The 21,383-nt window shown below is 67.9% G+C and carries 14 protein-coding genes; 4 read left to right on the forward strand and 10 right to left on the reverse strand.

The genetic code is table 11. The features are described 5' to 3' along the window. Window positions 1–122: 122 nt before the first annotated feature. Both OG226_RS14005 and OG226_RS14010 read left to right on the forward strand, forming a co-directional pair. Window positions 123–1,340, forward strand: a complete 1,218-nt coding sequence (locus tag OG226_RS14005; protein ID WP_328677537.1) for a thiolase family protein — start codon at window positions 123–125, stop codon at window positions 1,338–1,340. Next, a complete protein-coding gene (locus tag OG226_RS14010; RefSeq protein ID WP_329349137.1) occupies window positions 1,337–3,466 on the forward strand; it encodes a 3-hydroxyacyl-CoA dehydrogenase NAD-binding domain-containing protein in 2,130 nt (709 codons plus the stop codon). The genes OG226_RS14005 and OG226_RS14010 overlap by 4 nt, the downstream gene beginning before the upstream one ends. Before the next feature lie 71 nt (window positions 3,467–3,537). Here the strand turns inward: OG226_RS14010 and OG226_RS14015 are convergent, their stop codons facing one another. Then, window positions 3,538–4,557 carry a hypothetical protein gene (locus tag OG226_RS14015; protein WP_329349138.1) on the reverse strand — a complete coding sequence of 340 codons (1,020 nt, stop codon included), beginning with the start codon at window positions 4,555–4,557 and terminating at the stop codon, window positions 3,538–3,540. A gap of 68 nt (window positions 4,558–4,625) precedes the next feature. On the opposite strand from OG226_RS14015, the gene OG226_RS14020 reads away from it, so the two are divergent. Then, window positions 4,626–4,997 (forward strand): NTP pyrophosphohydrolase, encoded by a 372-nt coding sequence (locus OG226_RS14020; RefSeq protein WP_328677542.1) that lies wholly within the window; start codon window positions 4,626–4,628, stop codon window positions 4,995–4,997. Window positions 4,998–5,083: 86 nt separating this feature from the next. Here OG226_RS14020 and OG226_RS14025 read toward each other — a convergent pair whose 3' ends face one another. From OG226_RS14025 to ngcE, 9 genes are all read right to left on the reverse strand, one after another. Next, the gene (locus OG226_RS14025; RefSeq protein WP_328677543.1) at window positions 5,084–6,607 is read right to left on the reverse strand and encodes an amino acid permease; all 1,524 of its coding nucleotides are present in this window, start codon (window positions 6,605–6,607) and stop codon (window positions 5,084–5,086) included. A 148-nt stretch (window positions 6,608–6,755) separates the two neighbouring features. After that, window positions 6,756–8,720, reverse strand: a complete 1,965-nt coding sequence (gene dxs / locus OG226_RS14030; RefSeq protein ID WP_328686302.1) for a 1-deoxy-D-xylulose-5-phosphate synthase — start codon at window positions 8,718–8,720, stop codon at window positions 6,756–6,758. A gap of 194 nt (window positions 8,721–8,914) precedes the next feature. Next, the gene (locus OG226_RS14035) at window positions 8,915–10,234 is read right to left on the reverse strand and encodes a sugar ABC transporter permease (RefSeq protein ID WP_328677546.1); all 1,320 of its coding nucleotides are present in this window, start codon (window positions 10,232–10,234) and stop codon (window positions 8,915–8,917) included. Continuing rightward, window positions 10,231–11,019, reverse strand: coding sequence for an ATP-binding cassette domain-containing protein (locus tag OG226_RS14040; RefSeq protein ID WP_328677548.1), 789 nt, complete (start codon window positions 11,017–11,019; stop codon window positions 10,231–10,233). Before OG226_RS14040 ends, OG226_RS14035 begins: the two co-directional genes overlap by 4 nt. 210 nt (window positions 11,020–11,229) lie before the next feature. Next, on the reverse strand, window positions 11,230–12,324 hold the full coding sequence (locus OG226_RS14045) for a sugar ABC transporter substrate-binding protein (RefSeq protein ID WP_329353385.1): 1,095 nt from the start codon (window positions 12,322–12,324) through the stop codon (window positions 11,230–11,232). A 132-nt stretch (window positions 12,325–12,456) separates the two neighbouring features. Beyond that, window positions 12,457–13,656, reverse strand: a complete 1,200-nt coding sequence (locus tag OG226_RS14050) for an ROK family transcriptional regulator (RefSeq protein ID WP_019063292.1) — start codon at window positions 13,654–13,656, stop codon at window positions 12,457–12,459. Window positions 13,657–13,838: 182 nt separating this feature from the next. After that, window positions 13,839–14,765: a carbohydrate ABC transporter permease gene (locus OG226_RS14055; protein ID WP_328677555.1), complete on the reverse strand. Its 927-nt coding sequence runs from the start codon at window positions 14,763–14,765 to the stop codon at window positions 13,839–13,841. Window positions 14,766–14,769: 4 nt separating this feature from the next. Then, complete coding sequence (locus OG226_RS14060) at window positions 14,770–15,696, reverse strand: carbohydrate ABC transporter permease (RefSeq protein WP_327400659.1); 927 nt, start codon at window positions 15,694–15,696, stop codon at window positions 14,770–14,772. Between the two features lie 49 nt (window positions 15,697–15,745). After that, entirely contained in the window at window positions 15,746–17,215 is a 1,470-nt protein-coding gene (gene ngcE / locus OG226_RS14065) for an N-acetylglucosamine/diacetylchitobiose ABC transporter substrate-binding protein (RefSeq protein ID WP_328677559.1), read from the reverse strand. Between the two features lie 370 nt (window positions 17,216–17,585). Between ngcE and OG226_RS14070 the strand changes: the two genes are divergently transcribed. Beyond that, entirely contained in the window at window positions 17,586–21,377 is a 3,792-nt protein-coding gene (locus tag OG226_RS14070; protein ID WP_328677561.1) for a GH92 family glycosyl hydrolase, read from the forward strand. The last annotated feature ends 6 nt before the right edge of the window (window positions 21,378–21,383 follow it).

Here is a 21,383-nt window from a genome sequence, read left to right on the forward strand (position 1 = left end):
GACGTTCACCGCTCCCGGCCCCGGGGCTGGGCAGGGTGGTTACCCGCAAGTAGCATGGGTACTGAGCGCGCGCTCAGCGCATCGCAGCAGTGCCGATCCCGCACCCTGGAGGAGAGCCAATCGTGCCTCGTACCGTCAGGGACGTCGTCTTCGTCGACGGCGTCCGCACCCCGTTCGGCAAGGCGGGCCCGAAGGGCATCTACCACGAGACCCGGGCCGACGACCTCGTCGTGAAGGCGATCCGGGAGCTGCTGCGCCGCAACCCCGGACTCGACCCCGCGAAGATCGACGAGGTCGCCATCGCCGCGACCACGCAGATCGGTGACCAGGGGCTGACCCTCGGTCGCACGGCAGGCATTCTCGCCGGGCTGCCGCAGTCCGTCCCGGGCTACTCCATCGACCGCATGTGTGCGGGCGCGCTGACCGCCGTCACGACCACCGCGGGCTCCATCGCCTTCGGTGCCTACGACGCCGTCATCGCCGGTGGTGTCGAGCACATGGGCCGCCACCCCATGGGCGAGGGCGTGGACCCGAACCCGCGGTTCGTGAGCGAGAAGCTGGTCGACGACTCCGCGCTGTTCATGGGCATGACCGCGGAGAACCTGCACGACCGCTACCCGCACATCACCAAGCAGCGTGCCGACGAGTACGCGGTGCGTTCGCAGGAGAAGGCCGCCAAGGCGTACGCCAACGGCAAGATCCAGCAGGACCTGGTGCCGATCTCGGTACGCAACACCAACGAGCAGGTGGGCGAGGTCGGTTGGGGTCTCGTCACCGCCGACGAGCCGATGCGTCCGGGGACCACCCTGGAGAACCTCGCCGGGCTCAAGACGCCGTTCCGCGTGCACGGCCGGGTCACCGCGGGCAACGCGGCCGGTCTGAACGACGGTGCCACCGCGTCGATCATCGCCAGCGAGGACTTCGCGCGCGAGCACAACCTGCCGGTGAAGATGCGTCTCGTGTCGTACGCCTTCGCGGGCGTCGAGCCGGAGGTCATGGGCTACGGCCCGATCCCGGCGACCGAGAAGGCGCTCGCCAAGGCGGGCCTCGGCATCGAGGACATCAACCTCTTCGAGGTCAACGAGGCCTTCGCCGTACAGGTGCTGGCCTTCCTCGACCACTACGGCATCGCGGACGACGACGAGCGCGTCAACCAGTACGGCGGCGCGATCGCCTTCGGTCACCCGCTGGCCTCGTCGGGCGTCCGCCTGATGACGCAGCTGGCCCGTCAGTTCGAGGAGCAGCGACACGTCCGCTACGGCCTGACGACGATGTGCGTCGGCTTCGGCATGGGCGCCACGGTCATCTGGGAGAACCCGCACTTCGAGGGGGACAAGTGAGCACCACCACCGAGCTTCTGAAGGGTGCGGCCGAGCTGTTCCCCGACGAGGTCGTGACGTCCGCGCACGTCCGTCACCTCGAACTGCCGTACAGCGCCGGGCGGTTCGCGCTCATCACGCTGGACAACGGCTTCGACCACACCAAGCCGACGACCTTCGGCCCGGCCTCACTGGCGAATCTCGACACCGCCATCGACCAGGTCGAGAAGGAGGCGGCGGCCGGCGAGATCGTCGGTGTCGGCATCACCGGCAAGCCGTTCGTCTTCGCCGTCGGCGCGGACCTGAAGGGCGTCGAGCTCCTCAAGAACCACGACGACGCGCTCGCCATCGGCAAGGGCGGCCACGAGGTCTTCAAGCGCCTGGCGGACATCGCGGTGCCGACCTTCACGTACTACAACGGCGCGGCCATGGGCGGCGGTGTCGAGGTCGGTCTGCACTGCGAGTACCGCACGGTGTCGAAGCACATCGCGGCGTTCTCGCTGCCCGAGGTCTTCCTCGGCCTCGTCCCCGGCTGGGGCGGCTGCACGCTGCTGCCGAACCTGATCGGCGCCGAGAAGGCCGTCTCGGTGATCATCGAGAACAGCCTCAACCAGAACAAGCAGCTCAAGGGCCAGCAGGTCTTCGACCTCGGGATCGCCGACGCGCTCTTCGAGGGCGCCGACTTCCTGGAGCAGTCGCTGATCTGGACGGCCAACGTCCTCAAGGGCGACATCAAGGTCGAGCGTCCCGCGATCGACCGCGGCGAGGCCTGGGACCAGGCCGTCGCCAAGGGCCGCTTCGTCGCGGACTCCAAGGTGCACGGCGCGGCCCCGGCCGCCTACCGCGCCCTCGACATCATCGGGGCCGCGAAGAACGCCGACCTCCAACAGGGCTACGACGCCGAGGACTTGGCGCTCGCCGACCTGATCATGGGTGGCGAACTCCGCGCCGGTATCTACGCGTTCAACCTCGTCCAGAAGCGCGGCAAGCGTCCGGCGGGTGCGCCGGACAAGAACCTGGCGCGTCCGGTGACGAAGGTCGGCGTGGTAGGCGCGGGCCTGATGGCCAGCCAGCTCGCCCTGCTCTTCCTCCGCCGCCTCGAAGTACCGGTCGTCCTCACGGACATCGACCAGGAGCGCGTCGACAAGGGTGTGGGCTACGTCCACGCCGAGATCGAGAAGCTGCTGTCGAAGTCCCGCATCAACCAGGACAAGGCCAACCGCCTCAAGGCCCTGGTCACCGGTGTGCTGGACAAGGCCGAGGGCTTCTCCGACGCCGACTTCGTCATCGAGGCCGTCTTCGAGGAGATCGGCGTCAAGCAGCAGGTGTTCGCGGAGGTCGAGGCAGTCGCCCCGGCGCACGCGATCTTCGCCACGAACACCTCCTCGCTGTCCGTCTCCGAGATGGCGTCGAAGCTGAAGAACCCCGAGCGGGTCGTGGGCTTCCACTTCTTCAACCCCGTGGCGATTCTGCCCCTGTTGGAGATCGTGCGCGGCGAGCAGACGGACGACGCCTCGCTCGCGACCGCGTTCGCGGTGGCCAAGAAGCTGAAGAAGACAGCGGTGTTGGTGAAGGACGCCCCGGCGTTCGTCGTCAACCGCATCCTCACCCGCTTCATGGGCGAGATCCAGAACGTCATCGACGAGGGCACGCCGGTCGCGGTCGCGGAGAAGGCGGTCGAGCCGCTCGGCCTGCCCATGTCCCCGCTGGTCCTTCTGGAGTTGGTCGGTCCGGCGATCGGCCTGCACGTCTCGGAGACCCTCAACCGGGCCTTCCCCGACCGCTTCACGGTCTCCCCGAACCTCGCGGCCGTCGTCAAGGCGGGCAAGCGCGGCTTCTACGTCTACGACAGCGGGAAGCCGGAGTTGGACCCCGAGGTCGCCGCGCTGCTCAAGCAGGGCGACTCGGTGCTGGCCGAGGAGCAGGTGCGGGACCGGGTCCTCGACGCGGTGGCCCAGGAGATCGGCCTGATGCTCGACGAGGGCGTCGTCGCCGAGGCCCAGGACATCGACCTGTGCCTGATCACGGGCGCCGGCTGGCCCTTCCACCTGGGCGGCATCACGCCGTACCTGGACCGGGAGGGTGTGTCGGAGCGGGTGAACGGGAAGGCGTTCCTGGCGCCGGGTCTGGCCAGCGTTCCGGCGTGATGTGACGACCGGCAACTACTGAAGGGGGCCTCCGCGCGATCGCGCGGAGGCCCCCTTTGTCTGTTTCGTGTTCAGACCTCCCGCCAGGCCTCCAGCGCGAGCCCCGCCTCCGCCTTCCGCCGGGTGACGAGGAGTTGACCGGTGGACGGAGACACCGTCGCCGCGGCCACCCGATCGTCCTCGTCCAGCGTCAGCGAGACCTCGGCGTCCGAAGGAAGTTGGGGTCCCGACTCCGTCCACCAGGCGCCCGCGGACTCCTGTTCCGTGGGATACGCCGCGAAGGCGACCCGACCGCTCGCCGAGCGCTGGGCGAGCAACGTGCAGTCGTAACCGTCGAGTTCACAGCGGACCGCGGAGACCGGGCCGGGGCCGGCCGAGGGGAGGAGGGTGATGGGCTTGGTGCCGGGGCGCCAGACGCAGAGGTCGCCGGAGTCGTCCGTGTAGAAGAGGGTGGTGCTCGACGGGGAGGTGGGAAGGGCGCGGAGTGTGCCGGGGCGGATCGTGGCCTCCATCGCCTCCTCCAGCACCGGTTGTCCGCCCGGTTCCAGCTGACGCCGGTGCAGGATCGCGCCCGGTACCGCCGCGTACAGCTCGACCGTGCCGGACTCGCCCGTGACCGCCGCCAGGTCCTCGTGGACGTCGCTGCCCTTGAGGTCGCGCCACGGTTCCCAGCCGCCCTTCTCCCGTTGGGCCAGCAGGCTGACTCCGGCCCCGGCGTTGCGCACGAAGACGTGGGCCCGGCCCTCCGCGTCGACGGCGATCGCCGGTACGCCGGTGCGGTCACCCTTCTTGTCCGGGTGGCCGACCGGGCTCCAGTCGAGGGCCGCGAGCCGGGGTCGGAAGTGGGTCGAGTGGACCAGTCCGGACTCGCCGGCCGCCGTGGGGCGCCAGGACACGAGGTGGGCGTAGCCGTCCGCGCCCTGCCCGATGCCGAGCAGCCCGGGGTGCAGCTTCTGGTCGCCGCCGACCTTGCGCGGGGCGCTCCAGAGGCCGCCGGGGCCGCGTTCCGCCCGGCACAGGACGGCGTCGCCCGAGGGCAGATACACACTGAGCCGGCCGTCGCGGCCGCGGATGAGCCAGTCGCCGTTCACCGGTTCACTGTAATTGGGGCGGGCGCTTCCGCGCGGGGCACCCCCCGTCCGCGTGCGACCCTTGGCCCATGGACGAGGACACTCCCCTGCTGGTGATCGTCGACGGCGCGAACGTCGTCGGGTCAGTGCCCGACGGCTGGTGGCGCGACCGCAAGGGTGCCGCCGAGCGCCTCCGCGACCGGCTCGCGCGCGACGGCCTGCCGGGCCGCACGGACCCCGTGGAACTCGTCCTCGTCGTGGAGGGCGCGGCCCGCGGCGTGGCGTCCGTCCCGGGCGTACGGGTGGACTCGGCCCCCGGCAGCGGCGACGACCGCATGGTCGAACTCGTCGCCGAGGCCGCCGGCCGCCCCCGTCTGGTGGTCACCGCCGACCGTGAACTGCGGCGCAGGGTCACGGAGTTGGGCGCGGAGGTCACCGGGCCGCGGAGCGTACGGGGCTGACACAACACGCGACCCGGCCCCGCGAATCCCCTCCACGGAGCGGGATTTGCGGGGCCGGGCGACCAACTGGGTCGATCACGAAGGAACTACGAAGCCTTGCCACCCGGCGGTGTCGCCGACTCCCCCGCCTCCGCCGCCTGTTGCAGGCCCAGACGGCTGTGTGTGCGGCCGTAGAAGAAGTACACGGCGAAGCCGATCGCCATCCAGATGGCGAAGCGGAGCCAGGTCTCGGCGGGGAGGTTGAGCATCAGCCAGAAGGAGGCCAGGACCGAGACGATCGGAAGGGCCGGGACCAGGGGGGTGCGGAAGGAGCGGGGCAGGTCCGGGCGTCGCTTCCTGAGGATGACCACGCCGATCGCGACCACGATGAACGCGAACAGCGTGCCGATGTTGACCAGTTCGGCGAGTTCGCTGAGGCTCGTGAAGCCCGAGACGATCGCGATGATCACGCCGAGGAGGATGGTCGGGCGGTACGGGGTGCGGAAGCGCGGGTGGACGTGGGAGAAGAAACGCGGGAGCAGTCCGTCGCGGCTCATCGCGAAGAAGACCCTGGCCTGGCCCAGCAGCAGGATCATGCAGACCGTCGTCAGGCCGATCGCCGCGCCGAAGCTGATCAGGCCCGCGAACCACGGGTGCCCGGTGGCCTTGAACGCGTCGGCGAGCGGTGCGTCGATCGAGAGCGAGCTGTACTTCTGCATGCCGGTCACGACGACCGCGACGGCGACGTACAGCGTGGTGCAGATGATCAGTGAGCCGAGGATGCCGCGCGGCACGTCGCGCTGCGGGTTGCGGGTCTCCTCGGCGGCGGTGGCGACGACGTCGAAGCCGATGAACGCGAAGAAGACCACGGAGGCGGCGGTGAAGATGCCCATGACGCCGAAGTTGGAGGGCGCCCAGCCGAACATCAGCTGGATCAGCGGGGCCTTGAGGTTGCCGCCCGCCTCCACGGCCTGCGACTTGGGGATGAAGGGCTTGTAGTTGTCGCCCTTGATGAAGAACGCGCCGGCGACGATCACCACGAGGACGACGGCCACCTTGATGGCGACGACGACCGAGGTGACCCGCGCGGAGAGCTTCATGCCGAGCACGAGGATCGCGGTGAGGACCAGGACGAGCAGCGCGGCGAGGATGTCGAAGCCGAAGCCGTGGGCGCCGTCCCGGCCGCTGAGCGCCTCGGGCAGGTGCCAGCCCGCGTTGTCCAGCAGCGAGTGGATGTAGCCGGACCAGCCGACCGCCACCACCGCCGTGCCGAGGGCGAGTTCGAGGACCAGGTCCCAGCCGATGATCCAGGCGGGGAACTCGCCGAGCGAGGCGTACGAGAAGGTGTACGCGGAGCCCGCGACCGGGACCGTGGACGCGAACTCGGCGTAGCAGAGCGCCGCGAGGGCACAGACGACGCCGGCCACGACGAAGGACAGGGCGACCGCTGGACCGGCGGTGTTCTTGGCGGCCGTGCCGGTGAGGACGAAGATGCCGGTGCCGATGACGACGCCGACGCCGAACACGGTGAGATCCAGGGCCGAGAGGGATTTTCTGAGCGCGTGCTCGGGTTCCTCGGTGTCCTTGATGGACTGTTCGACTCTCTTCGTCCGGAAGAGTGTGCTGCTCACGGGTGTACCTCCCACGCTTGGCGTCCTCGACATGATCGAGAGGGGGCGTGGTGCGTATGCCCCGACGCGGGCGGGTTCACGCGAACGGACCGCTTTCACCACTGCAAAGAGTGGTAAAAGCGGCCCGTTCAGGGGTGCCGGCCGTGCCTCAGTCGCGCGCGGACTCCACCGAGTCGACCTTCGCCGTGGGGCGTTCGATGGGGGTCCCCCCATTCGAGCGAAGCCGAGAAAGGGGGAGGCCGTCCAGCTTCGAGACCAGGCCGGTGACCTGACGGGCGATGTCGGGGGCGGTGAGGCCGATCTCCGTCATCACCTCGGCGCGGGAGGCGTGGTCGAGGAAGCGCGGCGGGATGCCGAAGTCGCGCAGCGGGACGTCGACGCCCGCGTCGCGCAACGCCTGCGCGATCGACGAACCGACGCCTCCGACACGGGAGTTGTCCTCGACGGTGACGACCACCCGGTGCTGCTCGGCGAGCGGGGCCATGGCCTCGTCGACGGGCTTGACCCAGCGCGGGTCGACGACCGTGGTGGAGATGCCCTGTTTGTCGAGGAGGGTGGCGATCTCCAGGCACATCGGCGCGAGGGCGCCGACCGAGACCAGCAGGACGTCCGGGGCGTCGGTGCCGGGCGCGCGCAGTACGTCCATGCCGCCGATGCGGCCCACGGCGGGTACGGCCGGGCCGACCGCGCCCTTGGAGAAGCGGACGACCGTCGGCGCGTCCTCGACCTGGACGGCCTCGCGGAGCTGGGCGCGGACCTGGTCGGCGTCGCGGGGTGCGGCGAGCCGGAGGCCCGGGACGACCTGGAGGATCGACATGTCCCACATGCCGTTGTGGGAGGGGCCGTCGGTGCCGGTGACGCCGGCCCGGTCCAGGACGAAGGTCACCCCGCACTTGTGCAGGGCCACGTCCATCAGCACCTGGTCGAAGGCGCGGTTGAGGAAGGTGGCGTAGACGGCGAAGACGGGGTGCAGTCCGCCGGTGGCGAGGCCGGCCGCGGAGACCGCGCCGTGCTGCTCGGCGATGCCGACGTCGTAGATGCGTTTCGGGAAGGCGTCGGCGAACTTTTTCAGGCCGACGGGCTGGAGCATCGCGGCGGTGATCGCGACGATGTCCTCGCGCTCCTGGCCGAGGGCGACCATCTCGTCGCCGAAGACGGAGGTCCAGTCGGCGCCGGAGGCCTTGACGGGCAGGCCGGTATCGGGGTGGATGGGGCCGATGCCGTGGAAGCGGTCGGCCTCGTCCTGGAGGGCGGGCTGGTAGCCGCGGCCCTTCTCGGTGAGGCAGTGCACGATGACCGGTCCGCCGAAGCGCTTGGCGCGGGCGAGCGCGGACTCCAGGGCGTCGATGTCGTGCCCGTCGATGGGCCCGACGTACTTCAGACCGAGGTCCTCGAACATGCCCTGCGGGGCGATGAAGTCCTTCAGGCCCTTCTTCGCGCCGTGCAGCGTCTCGTAGAGGGGCCTGCCGACGACCGGAGTGCGCTCCAGGAGGTCCTTGCCGCGGGCCAGGAAGCGCTCGTAGCCGTCGGTGGTCCGCAGGGTCGCCAGGTGGTTCGCGAGGCCGCCGATGGTCGGTGCGTACGATCGCTCGTTGTCGTTGACGACGATGACGAGCGGGCGGTCCTTGGCGTCGGCGATGTTGTTCAGCGCCTCCCAGGCCATACCGCCGGTCAGCGCGCCGTCACCGATCACCGCGACCACGTGGTCGTCGCGTTCGAGGACCTGGTTGGCCTTGGCGAGGCCGTCGGCCCAGCCGAGGACCGTCGAGGCGTGCGAGTTCTCGATGACGTCGTGCTCGGACTCGGCCTGCGAGGGGTAGCCGGACAGGCCGCCCTTCTTCTTCAGTTTCGAGAAGTCCTGGCGGCCGGTGAGCAGCTTGTGGACGTAGGACTGGTGGCCGGTGTCGAACAGCACCCGGTCCTTCGGCGACTCGAAGACGCGGTGCAGGGCGATGGTCAACTCGACCACACCGAGGTTCGGGCCGAGGTGGCCGCCGGTCTTGGAGACGGCGTCGACGAGGAAGGTCCGGATCTCCCCGGCCAGCTGGTCCAGCTGCTCCAGGCTGAGCCGGTCCAGATCGCGCGGTCCCCTGATGCGGGTCAGCAGCGGCACCCGTGCCTCCTTGCGAGTAGAGCTGATCGAGCTGTTGCCGGGCTTGTCGAGTCTAATGTTCCGCCTTTGCGGACCGCGCCCGGGCTCTGCGTCGTACGTCACGCGATCGGCTGTACCCACGAACAGCCTTTCCTACGACACGACTGTGCCCGGTACCGCCATCGGTACCGGGCACAGTCTGGGCGAAGGGCAGGTCAGCCGCGACCGGAGGCCTTCTGGCTCTTGCGGGACACCGAGTCGATGACGACCGCGCCGAGCAGGACGCCACCCGTGATCATGTACTGGATCGACGTGTTCATGTTGAGCAGGTCGAGGCCGGTCTGGATCGACTGGATGACGAGCATGCCCAGCAGGGCGGACCAGACGGTGCCGCGGCCACCGAAGAGGCTCGTACCGCCGATGACCGCGGCCGCGATGGCCAGCATCAGGGTGTTGCCGCCACCGGCGTTGAGCGTGGCGCTCTGCGTCTGGCCGGCGAAGAACATACCGCCGACCGCCGCGAAGCCGCCGGAGATGGCGAACACGGTGATCCGGATCATGGACACGTTGATACCGGCACGGCGCGCGGCCTCGATGCCGCCGCCGACCGCGAAGACCTTGCGGCCGTACGGGGTACGACGGAGCACGAAGTCCACGATCACCAGGGACGCGAGGAAGATCACCAGCGCGTTGGAGACACCGGCCGAGGAGTTCAGCACGTACGCGGTGACGAACGCGGCCACGGCGAGCAGACCGACCCGCAGCGCGATCTCGCTGGTGGGCCGGAACGGCACCCCGGCGGCCTTGCGGCGGCGCTGCTCGACGAGCGAGCCGTAGAGCAGGGACGCGACGCCGAGGGCGGCCAGGATGTAGGCGCCCGCGATCGACTGGTCCATGAAGAACGAGCCCTGGCCGAGCAGGTGCACCGGACCCTGGTCCGGGATGTTGATGGTGCCGCTCGAACCGAGCAGCCACAGCATCAGACCGTTCCAGCCGAGGAAGCCGGCCAGGGTGACGACGAACGCCGGTACGCCGATCCTCGCGAAGAAGAAGCCGTGCAGCGCGCCGATGCCGATGCCCGTGACGATCGTCAGGATCAGCGCCAGCCAGCCGTTCATCCCGTGGTTGACCACGAAGACGGCGAACAGGGTGGACGCCAGACCGCTGACCGAGCCGACCGACAGGTCGATCTCACCGAGCAGCAGCACGAAGACCAGGCCGATGGCGAGCATGCCGGTCGCCGACAGGTAGTAGCTGATGTTGGACAGGTTGTCCGCGCTCAGGAACCGGCTGTTCTGCGACTGGAAGATGATGCCGATGACGATCAGGCCGGCGACGACCGGCAGCGAGCCGAGCTCACCGCCCTTGATCTTGCGCTTGAACTCGGTGATGTAGCCGCGGAAGCCCTCTTCGCGGACCAGCAGACGCGGGTCGACGACGGTGGCGGCACCGGCCGCCGCCGTGGGGTCCTCGGCGAGAGGCGCGCCGGTCGGTTCGACCGCGTCCTTCTTCACGGTGTTGGACGTGTCGCTCACTTTGCCGCCTCCGTGCTGCGCACCGCACGACGGGTCACGGCGTTGTCCGTGGCCCCGGTGATCGCGGCGATGATCGTTTCCTGACTGGTGTCCTTCACCGGGAAGGAGCCGTTGTTCTTGCCCAGGCGCAGCACGTTGACGGTGTCGGCGACCGCCTTGACGTCGGCCATGTTGTGGCTGATGAGGATCACGCCGAGGTTGCGCTCGCGCAGCCGCTCGACCAGGTCGAGGACCTGCGCGGTCTGCTCGACGCCGAGGGCGGCGGTGGGCTCGTCGAGGATGACGACCTTGGGGTCACCGATCAGCGCGCGGGCGATCGCGACGACCTGTCGCTGGCCACCGGAGAGGCTGGCGATCGGGATGCGGACGCTCGGGATGCGGATCGAGAGCGTGCTCAGCAGCTCACGGGAGTTCTTCTCCATCGTGACCTCGTCGAGCACCCCGTGGCGCAGCAGCTCACGCCCGAGGTAGAGGTTGCCGACGACGTCGAGGTTGTCGCAGAGCGCGAGGTCCTGGTAAACCGTCGCGACGCCGAGTCCCTGGGCGTCGTGCGGCTTGTTGATGCTGACCGGGTTGCCCTCCCACTCGATGACTCCTTCATCGATGGGGTGCACTCCGGCGATGGTCTTCACCAGAGTGGACTTTCCTGCGCCGTTGTCGCCGACCAGTGCGACGACTTCTCCGGGGTGGACCTCCAGCTCTACTTCGGTGAGGGCCTGCACCGCACCGAATCGCTTGGAGACTCCGCGCAACGCCAGCACGGGCGTAGCGGACACGTTAACCATCTCCTTCGCCGCCTGACCGGCGGGGATGCCGCGCTTGATCAAAAGGCGCGGAGGGTTGTGCCTAGGCACAGATTTACAAGATGAACATGCGCGCGGCCGGTGCCAGTTGGCAACGGCTGCGTTCGCACGGGTTCCGATCGGCGCCCGCCCCGCAGCGGGGTTGGAAGGCGGGGCGGACGCCGAAGGGGCTCTGTCACCGCTGGGCGGTGATTACTCCAGACCGGCCGCCTTGCACGCCTTGGCGTAGTCGGCGGTGCAGATCTGCGCGACGGTGTAGAGACCGTCCTTGATGACCGTGTCCTTGATGTTGGCCTTGGTGACCGACACCGGGGTCAGCAGCTGCGAGGGCACCTTGTTGCCGGAGCCGCTGGTCTGGGTCGTGGTGGCGAGCGAGGAGATGCTCTTGCCCTGCGCCAGGTCGACGGCGAGCGTGGCGGCCGCCTCGGCCTCCGGCTTGAAGGCCTTGTAGACGGTGCTGGACTGGGTACCGGCGACGATGCGCTGGATACCGGCGAGCTCCGCGTCCTGGCCCGTCAGCGGGATGCCGCTGATGCCGGCGCCCTTGAGGACGGTGGCGATACCGCCGGCCATGCCGTCGTTGGCGGAGTAGACGCCCGCGATCTTCTTGGCGCCGAGCTGGGTGATGGCCGCCGACATCTTCTGCCCGGCGACGGTGTCCTTCCACAGGCCGGACTGCTCGTAGGCAATCTTGACCTTGCCGTCGAGGGCCTCGTGGGCGCCCTTCTTGAACTGCGCGGCGTTCGGGTCGGCGTCGTCACCGTTGATCATGACGACGTTCGCCAAGGGGGTCGCCTTGGAGCCCAGCGAGGTGAGGAGCGCCTCGCCCTGGAGCTTGCCGACCTGGACGTTGTCGAAGGAGACGTACGCGGAGACCGGGCCCTGGGCCAGACGGTCGTACGCGACGACCTTGATGCCCTTGTTGACGGCCTGCTGGATCGAGGACTTGATCGCGGCCGAGTCCTGGGCGCTGATCACGATGACCTTGACGCCCTTGGTGATCATGCTGCTGACCTGCTGGGCCTGCGTCGCGGCGCTGGCGTTCGCGTTGTTGTACTGGACGGTGCAGCCGGAGCAGAGCTCCTTGACCTTCGCCTCGAAGTACGGCTTGTCGAACTTCTCGTACCGAGCGGTGACGCTGTCGGGCAGGAGCAGGCCGATCGAGGCGTTGGTACCGCCCGAGGAGCTGGAGCTGCTGTCGGACTTCTTGTCGTCGCCTGCCTTGCCACAGGCAGCCATCGAGACGGCCATCGTGGTGGCGATAACGGCAACGGCGGCACGACGCATACGCGTGTTCACTTTGAAACCTCCCTGACGAGGCCGCGTCGTTGCGGCCGAGGTGGCTGGAAGTCAACTCGGCCGCGCGTTCGGCGTCAAGAAGTAAATACTTAACGAGATGGCAACGGCGTCGTGCGTTCTCTAAGTGAAGACAGGTGTGGCCGCGGTCAGCGACCCGTCCAAAAGGGTCGAATCACCCATCTCGCTGAGTGCGAGAGCGAGTGCTCCGAGCACTTCCGCACGGCCTCCAAGTGCCCCCGGGAGAACGGACAATTGACGCGCCGCACTGGGGATCGCGTAGCGGCCGACAGACTCCCTGATCGGCCCGAGCACCAGCTCACCGGCCTCGGCGAGATCGCCACCGAGGACCACTCGGCTCGGGTTCAGCAAATTGCAGAGATTGGCGACTCCACTGCCGATGTGTCGGCCGACGTCGGCGATCACCCGACGGCAACCAGGGTCTCCGTCCCGCGCCAGCCGCACGACTCCTTCCATGGTCAGGTCGGTTCCGTGACTGGACTGGAGAAGCGGCAGCACATAGCGCGCGGCCGTGAAGGTCTCCAGGCAGCCCCGGTTTCCGCAACGGCAGACAGGGCCGGACTCATCAAGAGTAATATGCCCGATTTCTCCCGCTGTGCCACCCGGGCCCCGGTAGATCTTGCCGTTGATGACCAGTCCCGCGCCGACCCCGCTCGCGACCTTGATGTACGCGAGGTCCCTGACGCCCCGCCCGCTGCCCCAGACCAGCTCACCGAGGGCGCCGAGGTTCGCGTCGTTGTCCACGTGCACCGGTACGCCCAGACGGCTGCCCAGCTCCTCCGCGGGTCTGGTGCCGGTCCAGCCCGGGAGGATCGCGGTGGAGCCCAGGGTGCCCGACTCCACGTCGATCGGTCCGGGCACGCCGAGGCCCACCCCGGCGATCTTGGAGCGGTCCACTCCGGTCGCCGTGATCAGCCGGTTGACCAGCTCTTCCGCCCGGTCGAACCCTTGTGTCGAGGAGGCGTCCACATCGACGGGCTCGGACTCCTCGGCCAGCACCTGGTGGGCGAGATTCCCGACCGCGACGCGCAAATGCGTGTGCCCGAAGTCGACGCCGATGACGATGCCGGCGTCCCCGCTCAGCGAGACGCTGCGGGCCCGGCGGCCACCCGCCGAGGTGGGGGTGACCTCGACCGTTCCGCCGTCCTTGAGCTCGCGCACGATGTTGGAGACGGTCGCGGCGGACAGGCCCGTCGTCCTCGCGATCTCCGCCTGTGTCAGCGACCCGGCCAACCGCACCGCTCGCACGACCCGTTCGAGATTGGCTCGGTGCAGTGACGACTGCGACCCCGGAGTCTCCACGACGACCTCCTGCGCGCGGGACCGCATCGATGAGGCCCCGTCTATGTCCAACTAGTGAACTCTAAGCTGAGCTGTTCGGGCTGCCTCCCGTCAAGAGGTTGAACCGCATCCGGGTACTTGCACACATGCGTGTAGGCCGCTCCGGAGGCCCGGAGCGGCACACACGAGGCAGGGGCGGGCCGCTACTTGAGCGCCCCCGCGGTCAGGCCCTGTACCACCTGACGCTGGAAGACGATGTAGGCGGCGAGCACCGGCAGCATGGCCATCACCAGACCGGCGAAGAGCCCGGACCAGTCGCCCTTGTAGCCCTGGCTGGCGGCGAGCTGCACCAGGCCCTGGGTGAGGACCCGCTTGTCCGGGTCGGTGTTCAGGACCGTCGGCAGCATGTACTGGTTCCACTGGCCCAGGAAGTTGAAGATCCCCACGCTGATCAGGCCGGGCTTGGCCATCGGCAGCATGATCTGGAAGAACGTCCTGGTGTGCGAGGCACCGTCCACGAACGCGGCCTCCGCCACCGAGGTGGGCAGCGTGCGGAAGAACGCGGTCAGGAAGAAGACCGTGAACGGCAGCGAGTACGCGATGTAGACCAGGATCAGACCGTGGATCGTGTTCAGCAGTCCCATGTTGTTGACGACGTAGAACAGCGGGACCAGGGCGAGCATGATCGGGAAGCTCATGCCGCCGATGAACAGGAAGTAGATGAAGCGGTTGCCCGGGAAGTCGAACCGGGCGAGCACGTACGCGGCCATCGAACCGAGCACCAGCGTGCCGATGAGTGAACCCGCCACCACCAGAATGGTGTTGAAGAAGTAGTCACTCATGTTGGCGTCGGTCCAGGCCCGCGCCCAGTTGTCGAAGTGCAGTTTGTCCGGCAGCGCCCAGGGTGAGCTGAAGATCGCGCTGTCGCTCTTGAAGGACGTCATCACCGCCCACGCGAGCGGCAGGACGACCATGAACGCCCACAGGATGAGCATGCCGTGCGAGAAGGCGTTGAGGACGGAGCCCTCTTTCTTCTTCCGCTTCGGCGAATTCCCGTCCGGTGCGCCGACCTTGGCGACGGGGACACCGGACTCGGCCGGCACGGGGGCGGGGGTCTCGGTCGTCTTCATGTGATCAGAACTCCAGCCGCTCACGGCGGCCCAGTCGCATCACGATGGCGGCGAACGCCAGCGTGACGACGAGCAGGGCGACGCCGATGGTGGTCGCGTAGGCGGCCTGTCCGTCCCGGAACGCCTTCTGGTACACGTACAGGACCAGGACGGTGGTCGAGTAGTCGGGACCGCCGGGACCGGTCGTCATGATCTGTACGACCGCGAACGACTCGGCGCCCAGCGCGAGGATGCCCATGTAGACCCAGCCGGACATCACCGTGTCCCACAGCAGCGGCAGGGTGAGGCGGAAGAACGTGGTCATCCGGTTGGCGCCGTCGAGCAGCGCCGCCTCGTACAACTCCGCGGGAATGGAGGCCATACCGGCGGAGAAGAGGACCACGAAGAAGCCGACGGAGGACCAGACGAGGACCGCCATCACACACCACAGGGCGAGGCTCGGGTCACCCAGCCACAGCGGCTGGAGACTGCCGAGCCCGATGCCGCGCAGCAGGGAGTTGATCGCGCCGCTGTCCGGGTTGTACGCGAAGGCGAACAACAGGGCGACGATCGCGATCGACAGGACCTGCGGGAAGAAATAGACGATCTTGTAGAACGAGGAGCCGCGGACACCCGAGATAACCGGGCCGCCCACCCGGCGCCGTCCCCCCACGTTGATCATGAACGCGAAGAACAGCGCCAGGCTGATCGTCACCAGCGGCAGCACCAACGCGAACAAGAGACTGTGCTGCAACGACTTCCAGAAGATCTCGTCGTGGAACATTCTCTTGTAGTTGTCGAAGCCGACCATTTTGAATTCCGGGCTCAGCCCCGTCCAGTCCGTGAACGAATAGTAGATGGACTGGATGAACGGCCATACGACGAAGAGCGCGTACAGCCCGAGGGGAACCGTCAGGAACCCCACGATGAACCGGTACTTGCCGTGCTGCATTGCTACCGACCCCGTTCTCTGGGCGGGCGCCGCCGCTGGTGACGGATCCTCACTGGTGCTTGTAGTGCTTGATCGACGTGTCCTTGGCGGTCGCGTCCGCGTAGCCCTGGATCTTCTTGATGGTCTCCGCCGGGGTGGCCCGGCCGGCCATCATCTCGCCGAGGCCCGCCACGCCGATCTGCTCCTTCTGCAGCTGCACGTACCAGTCCTGGAGCCGCGGGTTCAGCACGTTGGCGCCGGCCAGCTTCAGGGCCGCCACGCCGGACGTGAGGCCCGGGGTGAGGGTGATCCCGGAGGTGCCGCCGTTGTACGCGGTCAGCGACTTCACCTTGCTGGTGAAGTTCTTCGAGGAGGCCTCGCTGAGCATGATGCGCAGCTGCTCCATGCCGCCCGCCGTGTTCGCCCCCTTGGCCGGGACGATGAAGGGTTCACCGCCGGACGCCCAGATGGTGCCGAAGGGCAGCTTGTCGGAGCTGTCGATGCCGGTCGGCGCGGAGACGGCGAGGTTGAAGTCCTTGGGGATGACGTTGGCGGACTCGTTCTCCACCCAGGAGCCGTTCGGGATGAACAGCGCCTTGCCCTCGGCCCACGCGGTCTGCGACTGGATGTGGTCGATGCCGGGCGTGCCCTTGAGGATGTAGCCCTTCTTGAAGAGCTCGTAGTACGCCTCGAAACAGGCCTTGACGGCCGGGTGCTTCCAGGCGTTCGGCTCCAGGTTGTCGATCGCGTCGAGGACCTCGCGACCGCCGACCTTGCCGATCATCGGGTAGAGCGAGAAGGGGAGGTAGTACGGGTACTTGCCCGCGTACGTCCAGCCCGCCATGCCCTTCTTCTTGGCCTTGGCGCAGACCGCGAGCATCTGGTCCCAGGTCTCGGGGTACTTCTCGTCGAGCGAGTCCAGGGCCTTCTGCGAGTACCAGACGCCGTACACCGTGTAGGCGTAGTACATGATCCAGACCGGGTCGCCGTCGAGCTGGCCCATCTCGACGATGCCGGGCCGGAGGGTGTCGCGGACCTTCTTCGACGGGTCGTCGTAGGAGGGCGCGTCCAGCAGCGGGGTGAGGTCGGTGAGCTGCTTCTTGCCGGCCAGGACGCCCATGTCCATCTGCTCGGCACCGGAGTTGTCGATCAGGTCCGGCGGGGTGCCCTGGTTGAAGCGGGGCTGCAGCGTCGACTGGATCTTCTGCGTGGCGGAGAACTTGACCTTCGCCTTGGGGAAGTCCTTCTCGTAGATCTTGACGGCGTCCTCGGCGTACTCCTTTCCGAAGCCGCCGTCGAAGAGCACGAACTCCATCTGCGCGGTGGCGTTCACCGCCAGCGGGTTCTTCGCGGTCTTGGTGCCCGCCGTGGCCTTCTTGTCCGAGCCGCTGTCGCTGCTCGCACAGGCCGAAAGGAAACTCATCGTGGGTACGGCGATCAGGCCGAGTGCGGCCGACCGCTTGATCAGGTCTCGGCGGCCGACATCCGGTGCGCCGGTGTAATCGGAACCGTTGTTGTTCTCGGCGGAAGTGGATCCCATGCTCAAGTCCTCGCCTTCAACAGGACTCAGGCGGTGAACCGGATCCTCCCCGGCACCGCGGTCAGGTCGAGCTTGGTCGTGCAGGAGGTACTTCGTGCGTGCTGCTGCGAGAGCGGTGTCGAACGCGACAGGTATAGTCCACTTCCGGTCGACAGAGCAAGATCGAATGCAGGGTGGGTTGTCGGTCTTTTCCGAAGTGAGACCTCGCGGAAATATGAACGCCCTGTGTGTTCGATGACGGAGAAATCCCCGTTATTGCCCTCGAATGCCTCACTCAACACCCTTGACACACCAGGCCACTTGACTCCCTACTGTTCCTTGCGCATCGAAGCTGACAACGTTGTCCAGCGTGCAGGGAGGATGCCCTCGTATGCATCACAGATGGTGGGGTACGGCGGTCGTGTCGACCGCCGCACTGACATTGCTCGTGGGTTCACAGGGGGCGGCGGTCGCCCTCCCGGCGAAGGCCCCGACCGGCGGGGAGTTCGCCTCCTCGTTCGAGTCGGGAGACCCGTCCCCGGACTGGCTGAACACGGTCGACACCGCGCCGGACGGCGCCAAGCGGGCCTCCGGCGTCGACGGCGGATACAGCACCGGCATCCCCGGCAACGTGACCGACCATGTCACCGACGTCCGGGCCAGTTCCGAGAACACCGGCGGCGGGGAGGTGAAGGAGAACCTCGTCGACGGCGAGTCCGGCACCAAGTGGCTGACCTTCGAGCCCACGGGCTGGGTCGAGTTCGACCTCGACAAGCCGGCCAGGATAGTGACGTACGCCCTGACTTCGGCGAACGACTTCGCCGAACGCGATCCGAAGGACTGGACGCTGTCGGGCTCGACGGACGGCAAGGACTGGAAGACCCTCGACACCCGCTCCGGCGAGACCTTCGCCGACCGGTTCCAAACGAAGTCCTACGACCTCGCCGAGCCGGCCGAGTACCAGCACTTCCGGCTCGACGTCACGAAGAACAACGGCGCGAGCGGCATCCTGCAGCTCGCCGACGTCCAGTTCTCGACGGGCGGGAGCACCGCCCCGATCCCCGAGGACATGCTCTCGCTGGTCGACCGGGGCCCCAGCGGCTCCCCCACGGCCAAGGCGGGCGCCGGCTTCACCGGGAAGCGCGCGCTGCGTTACGCGGGCCGTCACACGGCCACAGGGCGGGCGTACTCGTACAACAAGGTCTTCGACGTGAACGTGCCGGTCGGCCGGGACACCGCGCTCTCCTACCGGCTCTTCCCGCAGATGTCCGACGGCGACCTCGACTACGACGCCACGAACGTCGCCGTCGACCTCGCCTTCACCGACGGCACCTACCTCAGTGGCCTCGGCGCGACGGACTCGCACGGCTTCGCGCTGACTCCGCAGGGGCAGGGCGCGGCGAAGATCCTCTACGTCAACCAGTGGAACAACGTCCTCTCGCGGATCGGTTCGGTCGCGGCCGGCAAAACCGTCGACCGGATCCTGCTGGACTACGACTCCCCCGGCGGCCCGGCGAAGTTCCGCGGCTGGCTGGACGACGTGAGCCTCAGGACGGTCGCGCCCGAGAAGCCGAAGGCGCATCTGTCGGACTACGCGCTGACCACCCGGGGCACCAACTCCAGCGGCAGCTTCTCGCGCGGCAACAACTTCCCCGCCGCGGCGCTGCCGCACGGCTTCAACTTCTGGACGCCGGTGACGAATTCGTCGTCGCTCAGCTGGCTCTACGACTACGCACGCGCGAACAACGACGACAACCTGCCGACGCTCCAGGCACTCAGCCTGAGCCATGAGCCCAGCCCCTGGATGGGCGACCGGCAGACCTTCCAGGTGATGCCGTCGGCCGCGTCCGGAACGCCCGACACCGACCCCACGGCACGGGAGTTGGCGTTCAAGCACGAGAACGAGACCGCGCGCCCGTACTACTACGGCGTCACGTTCGAGAACGGTCTGAAGGCCGAGATGGCCCCGACCGACCACGCGGCCTCGCTGCGCTTCACCTACCCCGGCGACGACGCGAGCGTCATCTTCGACAACGTCACCGAGCAGGCGGGCCTGACCCTCGACAAGGAGAACGGGACCGTCACCGGCTACTCGGACGTCAAGTCCGGGCTGTCCACGGGTGCTACCCGGCTCTTCGTCTACGGCACGTTCGACGCGCCCGTGACGGACGGCTCCTCCAGCGGGGTCAAGGGCTATCTGAAGTTCAAGCCGGGCGCCGACCACACGGTCACCCTGCGCCTGGCCACCTCGCTGATCAGCGTCGACCAGGCGAAGGACAACCTGCGCCAGGAGATCCCGGACGGCACCTCCTTCGACACGGTCAAGAAGCAGGCCCAGAAGGTGTGGGACAAGCTCCTCGGCAAGGTCGAGGTGCAGGGCGCCACGCCGGACCAGCTGACCACGCTGTACTCCAGTATGTACCGGCTGTACCTGTACCCCAACTCCGGCTTCGAGAAGGTCGGTTCGACGTACCAGTACGCGTCGCCGTTCTCCCCGATGCCGAGCCAGGACACCCCGACGCACACCGGCGCGAAGATCGTCGACGGCAAGGTGTACGTCAACAACGGCTTCTGGGACACCTATCGGACGACCTGGCCGGCCTACTCGTTCCTGACGCCCGGTCAGGCGGGTGAGATGGTCGACGGGTTCGTGCAGCAGTACAAGGACGGCGGCTGGACCTCGCGCTGGTCCTCGCCGGGCTACGCGGACCTGATGACGGGCACCTCCTCGGACGTCGCGTTCGCGGACGCGTACGTCAAGGGCGTGAAGTTCGACGCCAAGGCGGCCTACGACGCGGCCGTGAAGAACGCGACCGTCGTCCCGCCCGCCTCCGGCGTCGGCCGCAAGGGCATGACCACCTCGCCCTTCCTCGGCTACACGAGCACCGACACCGGTGAGGGCTTCTCCTGGGCGATGGAGGGCTATGTCAACGACTACGGCATCGCCAAGATGGGCCAGGCCCTCTACAAGAAGACCGGCGAGAAGCACTACAAGGAGGAGTCCGAGTACTTCCTCAACCGCGCCCAGGACTACGTGAACCTGTTCGACAAGCAGGCCGGGTTCTTCCAGGGCAAGGACGCCAAGGGCAACTGGCGGGTGGACTCGGCGAGTTACGACCCGAAGGTCTGGGGTTACGACTACACGGAGACCGACGGCTGGGGCTACGCCTTCACCGCCCCGCAGGACAGCAAGGGCCTCGCCAACCTCTACGGCGGCCAGAAGGCCCTCGGCGACAAGCTCGACCAGTACTTCACCACCCCGGAGACCGCCTCGCCCACCAACGCCGGTTCCTACGGCGGTGTCATCCACGAGATGACGGAGGCGCGGGACGTCCGCATGGGCCAGTACGGCCACTCCAACCAGGTCGCCCACCACGTCACCTACATGTACGACGCGGCCGGTGAGCCCTGGAAGGCGCAGAAGGACGTGCGGGAGGTGCTGTCGCGCCTCTACACCGGCAGCGAGATCGGGCAGGGCTACCACGGCGACGAGGACAACGGCGAGCAGTCGGCCTGGTACCTCTTCTCCGCGCTCGGCTTCTACCCGCTGGTGATGGGCAGCGGCGAATACGCCATCGGCTCCCCGCTGTTCACCAAGGCGACCGTGCACCTGGAGAACGGCAAGGACCTGGTCGTCAAGGCACCGAAGAACAGCACGAAGAACATCTACGTGCAGGGTCTGAAGGTCAACGGCCAGAACTGGACGAAGACCTCGCTCCCGCACTCGCTGCTGGAGAAGGGCGGAGTGCTGGACTTCTCCATGGGCTCCAAGCCCTCGTCGTGGGGCAGCGGCAAGAACGCGGCGCCGGTGTCGATCACCAAGAACGACCAGGTGCCGACGCCCCGCGGCGACCAACTCGCCGGTGTCGGCGCCCTGTTCGACAACACGTCGGCCACGGACGCGACGGTGGCCTCGGTGGACCTGCCGGTCACGAAGGCCACCAAGGGCGTCCAGTACACCCTGACGTCGTCGAAGGACCACACGCAGGCACCGACCGGCTGGACCCTCCAGGGCTCGACCGACGGCAGCAAGTGGAAGACGCTCGACAAGCGCTCCGGCGAGTCCTTCACCTGGGACAGGCAGACGCGCGTCTTCTCGGTCAAGTCGCCTGGCTCGTACGCGCATTACCGCCTGGTCCTGAACAGTTCCTCGACCCTCGCGGAGGTGGAACTGCTGGCCTGAGGCACG

The organism is Streptomyces sp. NBC_01261 (genome assembly GCF_036226385.1).
In the GTDB taxonomy this organism is placed as follows: Bacteria; Actinomycetota; Actinomycetes; order Streptomycetales; family Streptomycetaceae; genus Streptomyces.

Excerpts from the sequence above, each read along its gene's own strand:
- OG226_RS14060 (WP_327400659.1), bottom strand. The coding sequence starts at position 15,696 with ATGCAGCACGGCAAGTACCGGTTCATCGTGGGGTTCCTGACGGTTCCC.
- ngcE (WP_328677559.1), bottom strand. The coding sequence starts at position 17,215 with ATGGGATCCACTTCCGCCGAGAACAACAACGGTTCCGATTACACCGGC.
- OG226_RS14020 (WP_328677542.1), top strand. The coding sequence starts at position 4,626 with ATGGACGAGGACACTCCCCTGCTGGTGATCGTCGACGGCGCGAACGTC.
- OG226_RS14040 (WP_328677548.1), bottom strand. The coding sequence starts at position 11,019 with ATGGTTAACGTGTCCGCTACGCCCGTGCTGGCGTTGCGCGGAGTCTCC.
- OG226_RS14045 (WP_329353385.1), bottom strand. The coding sequence starts at position 12,324 with ATGCGTCGTGCCGCCGTTGCCGTTATCGCCACCACGATGGCCGTCTCG.
- OG226_RS14055 (WP_328677555.1), bottom strand. The coding sequence starts at position 14,765 with ATGAAGACGACCGAGACCCCCGCCCCCGTGCCGGCCGAGTCCGGTGTC.
- OG226_RS14070 (WP_328677561.1), top strand. The coding sequence starts at position 17,586 with ATGCATCACAGATGGTGGGGTACGGCGGTCGTGTCGACCGCCGCACTG.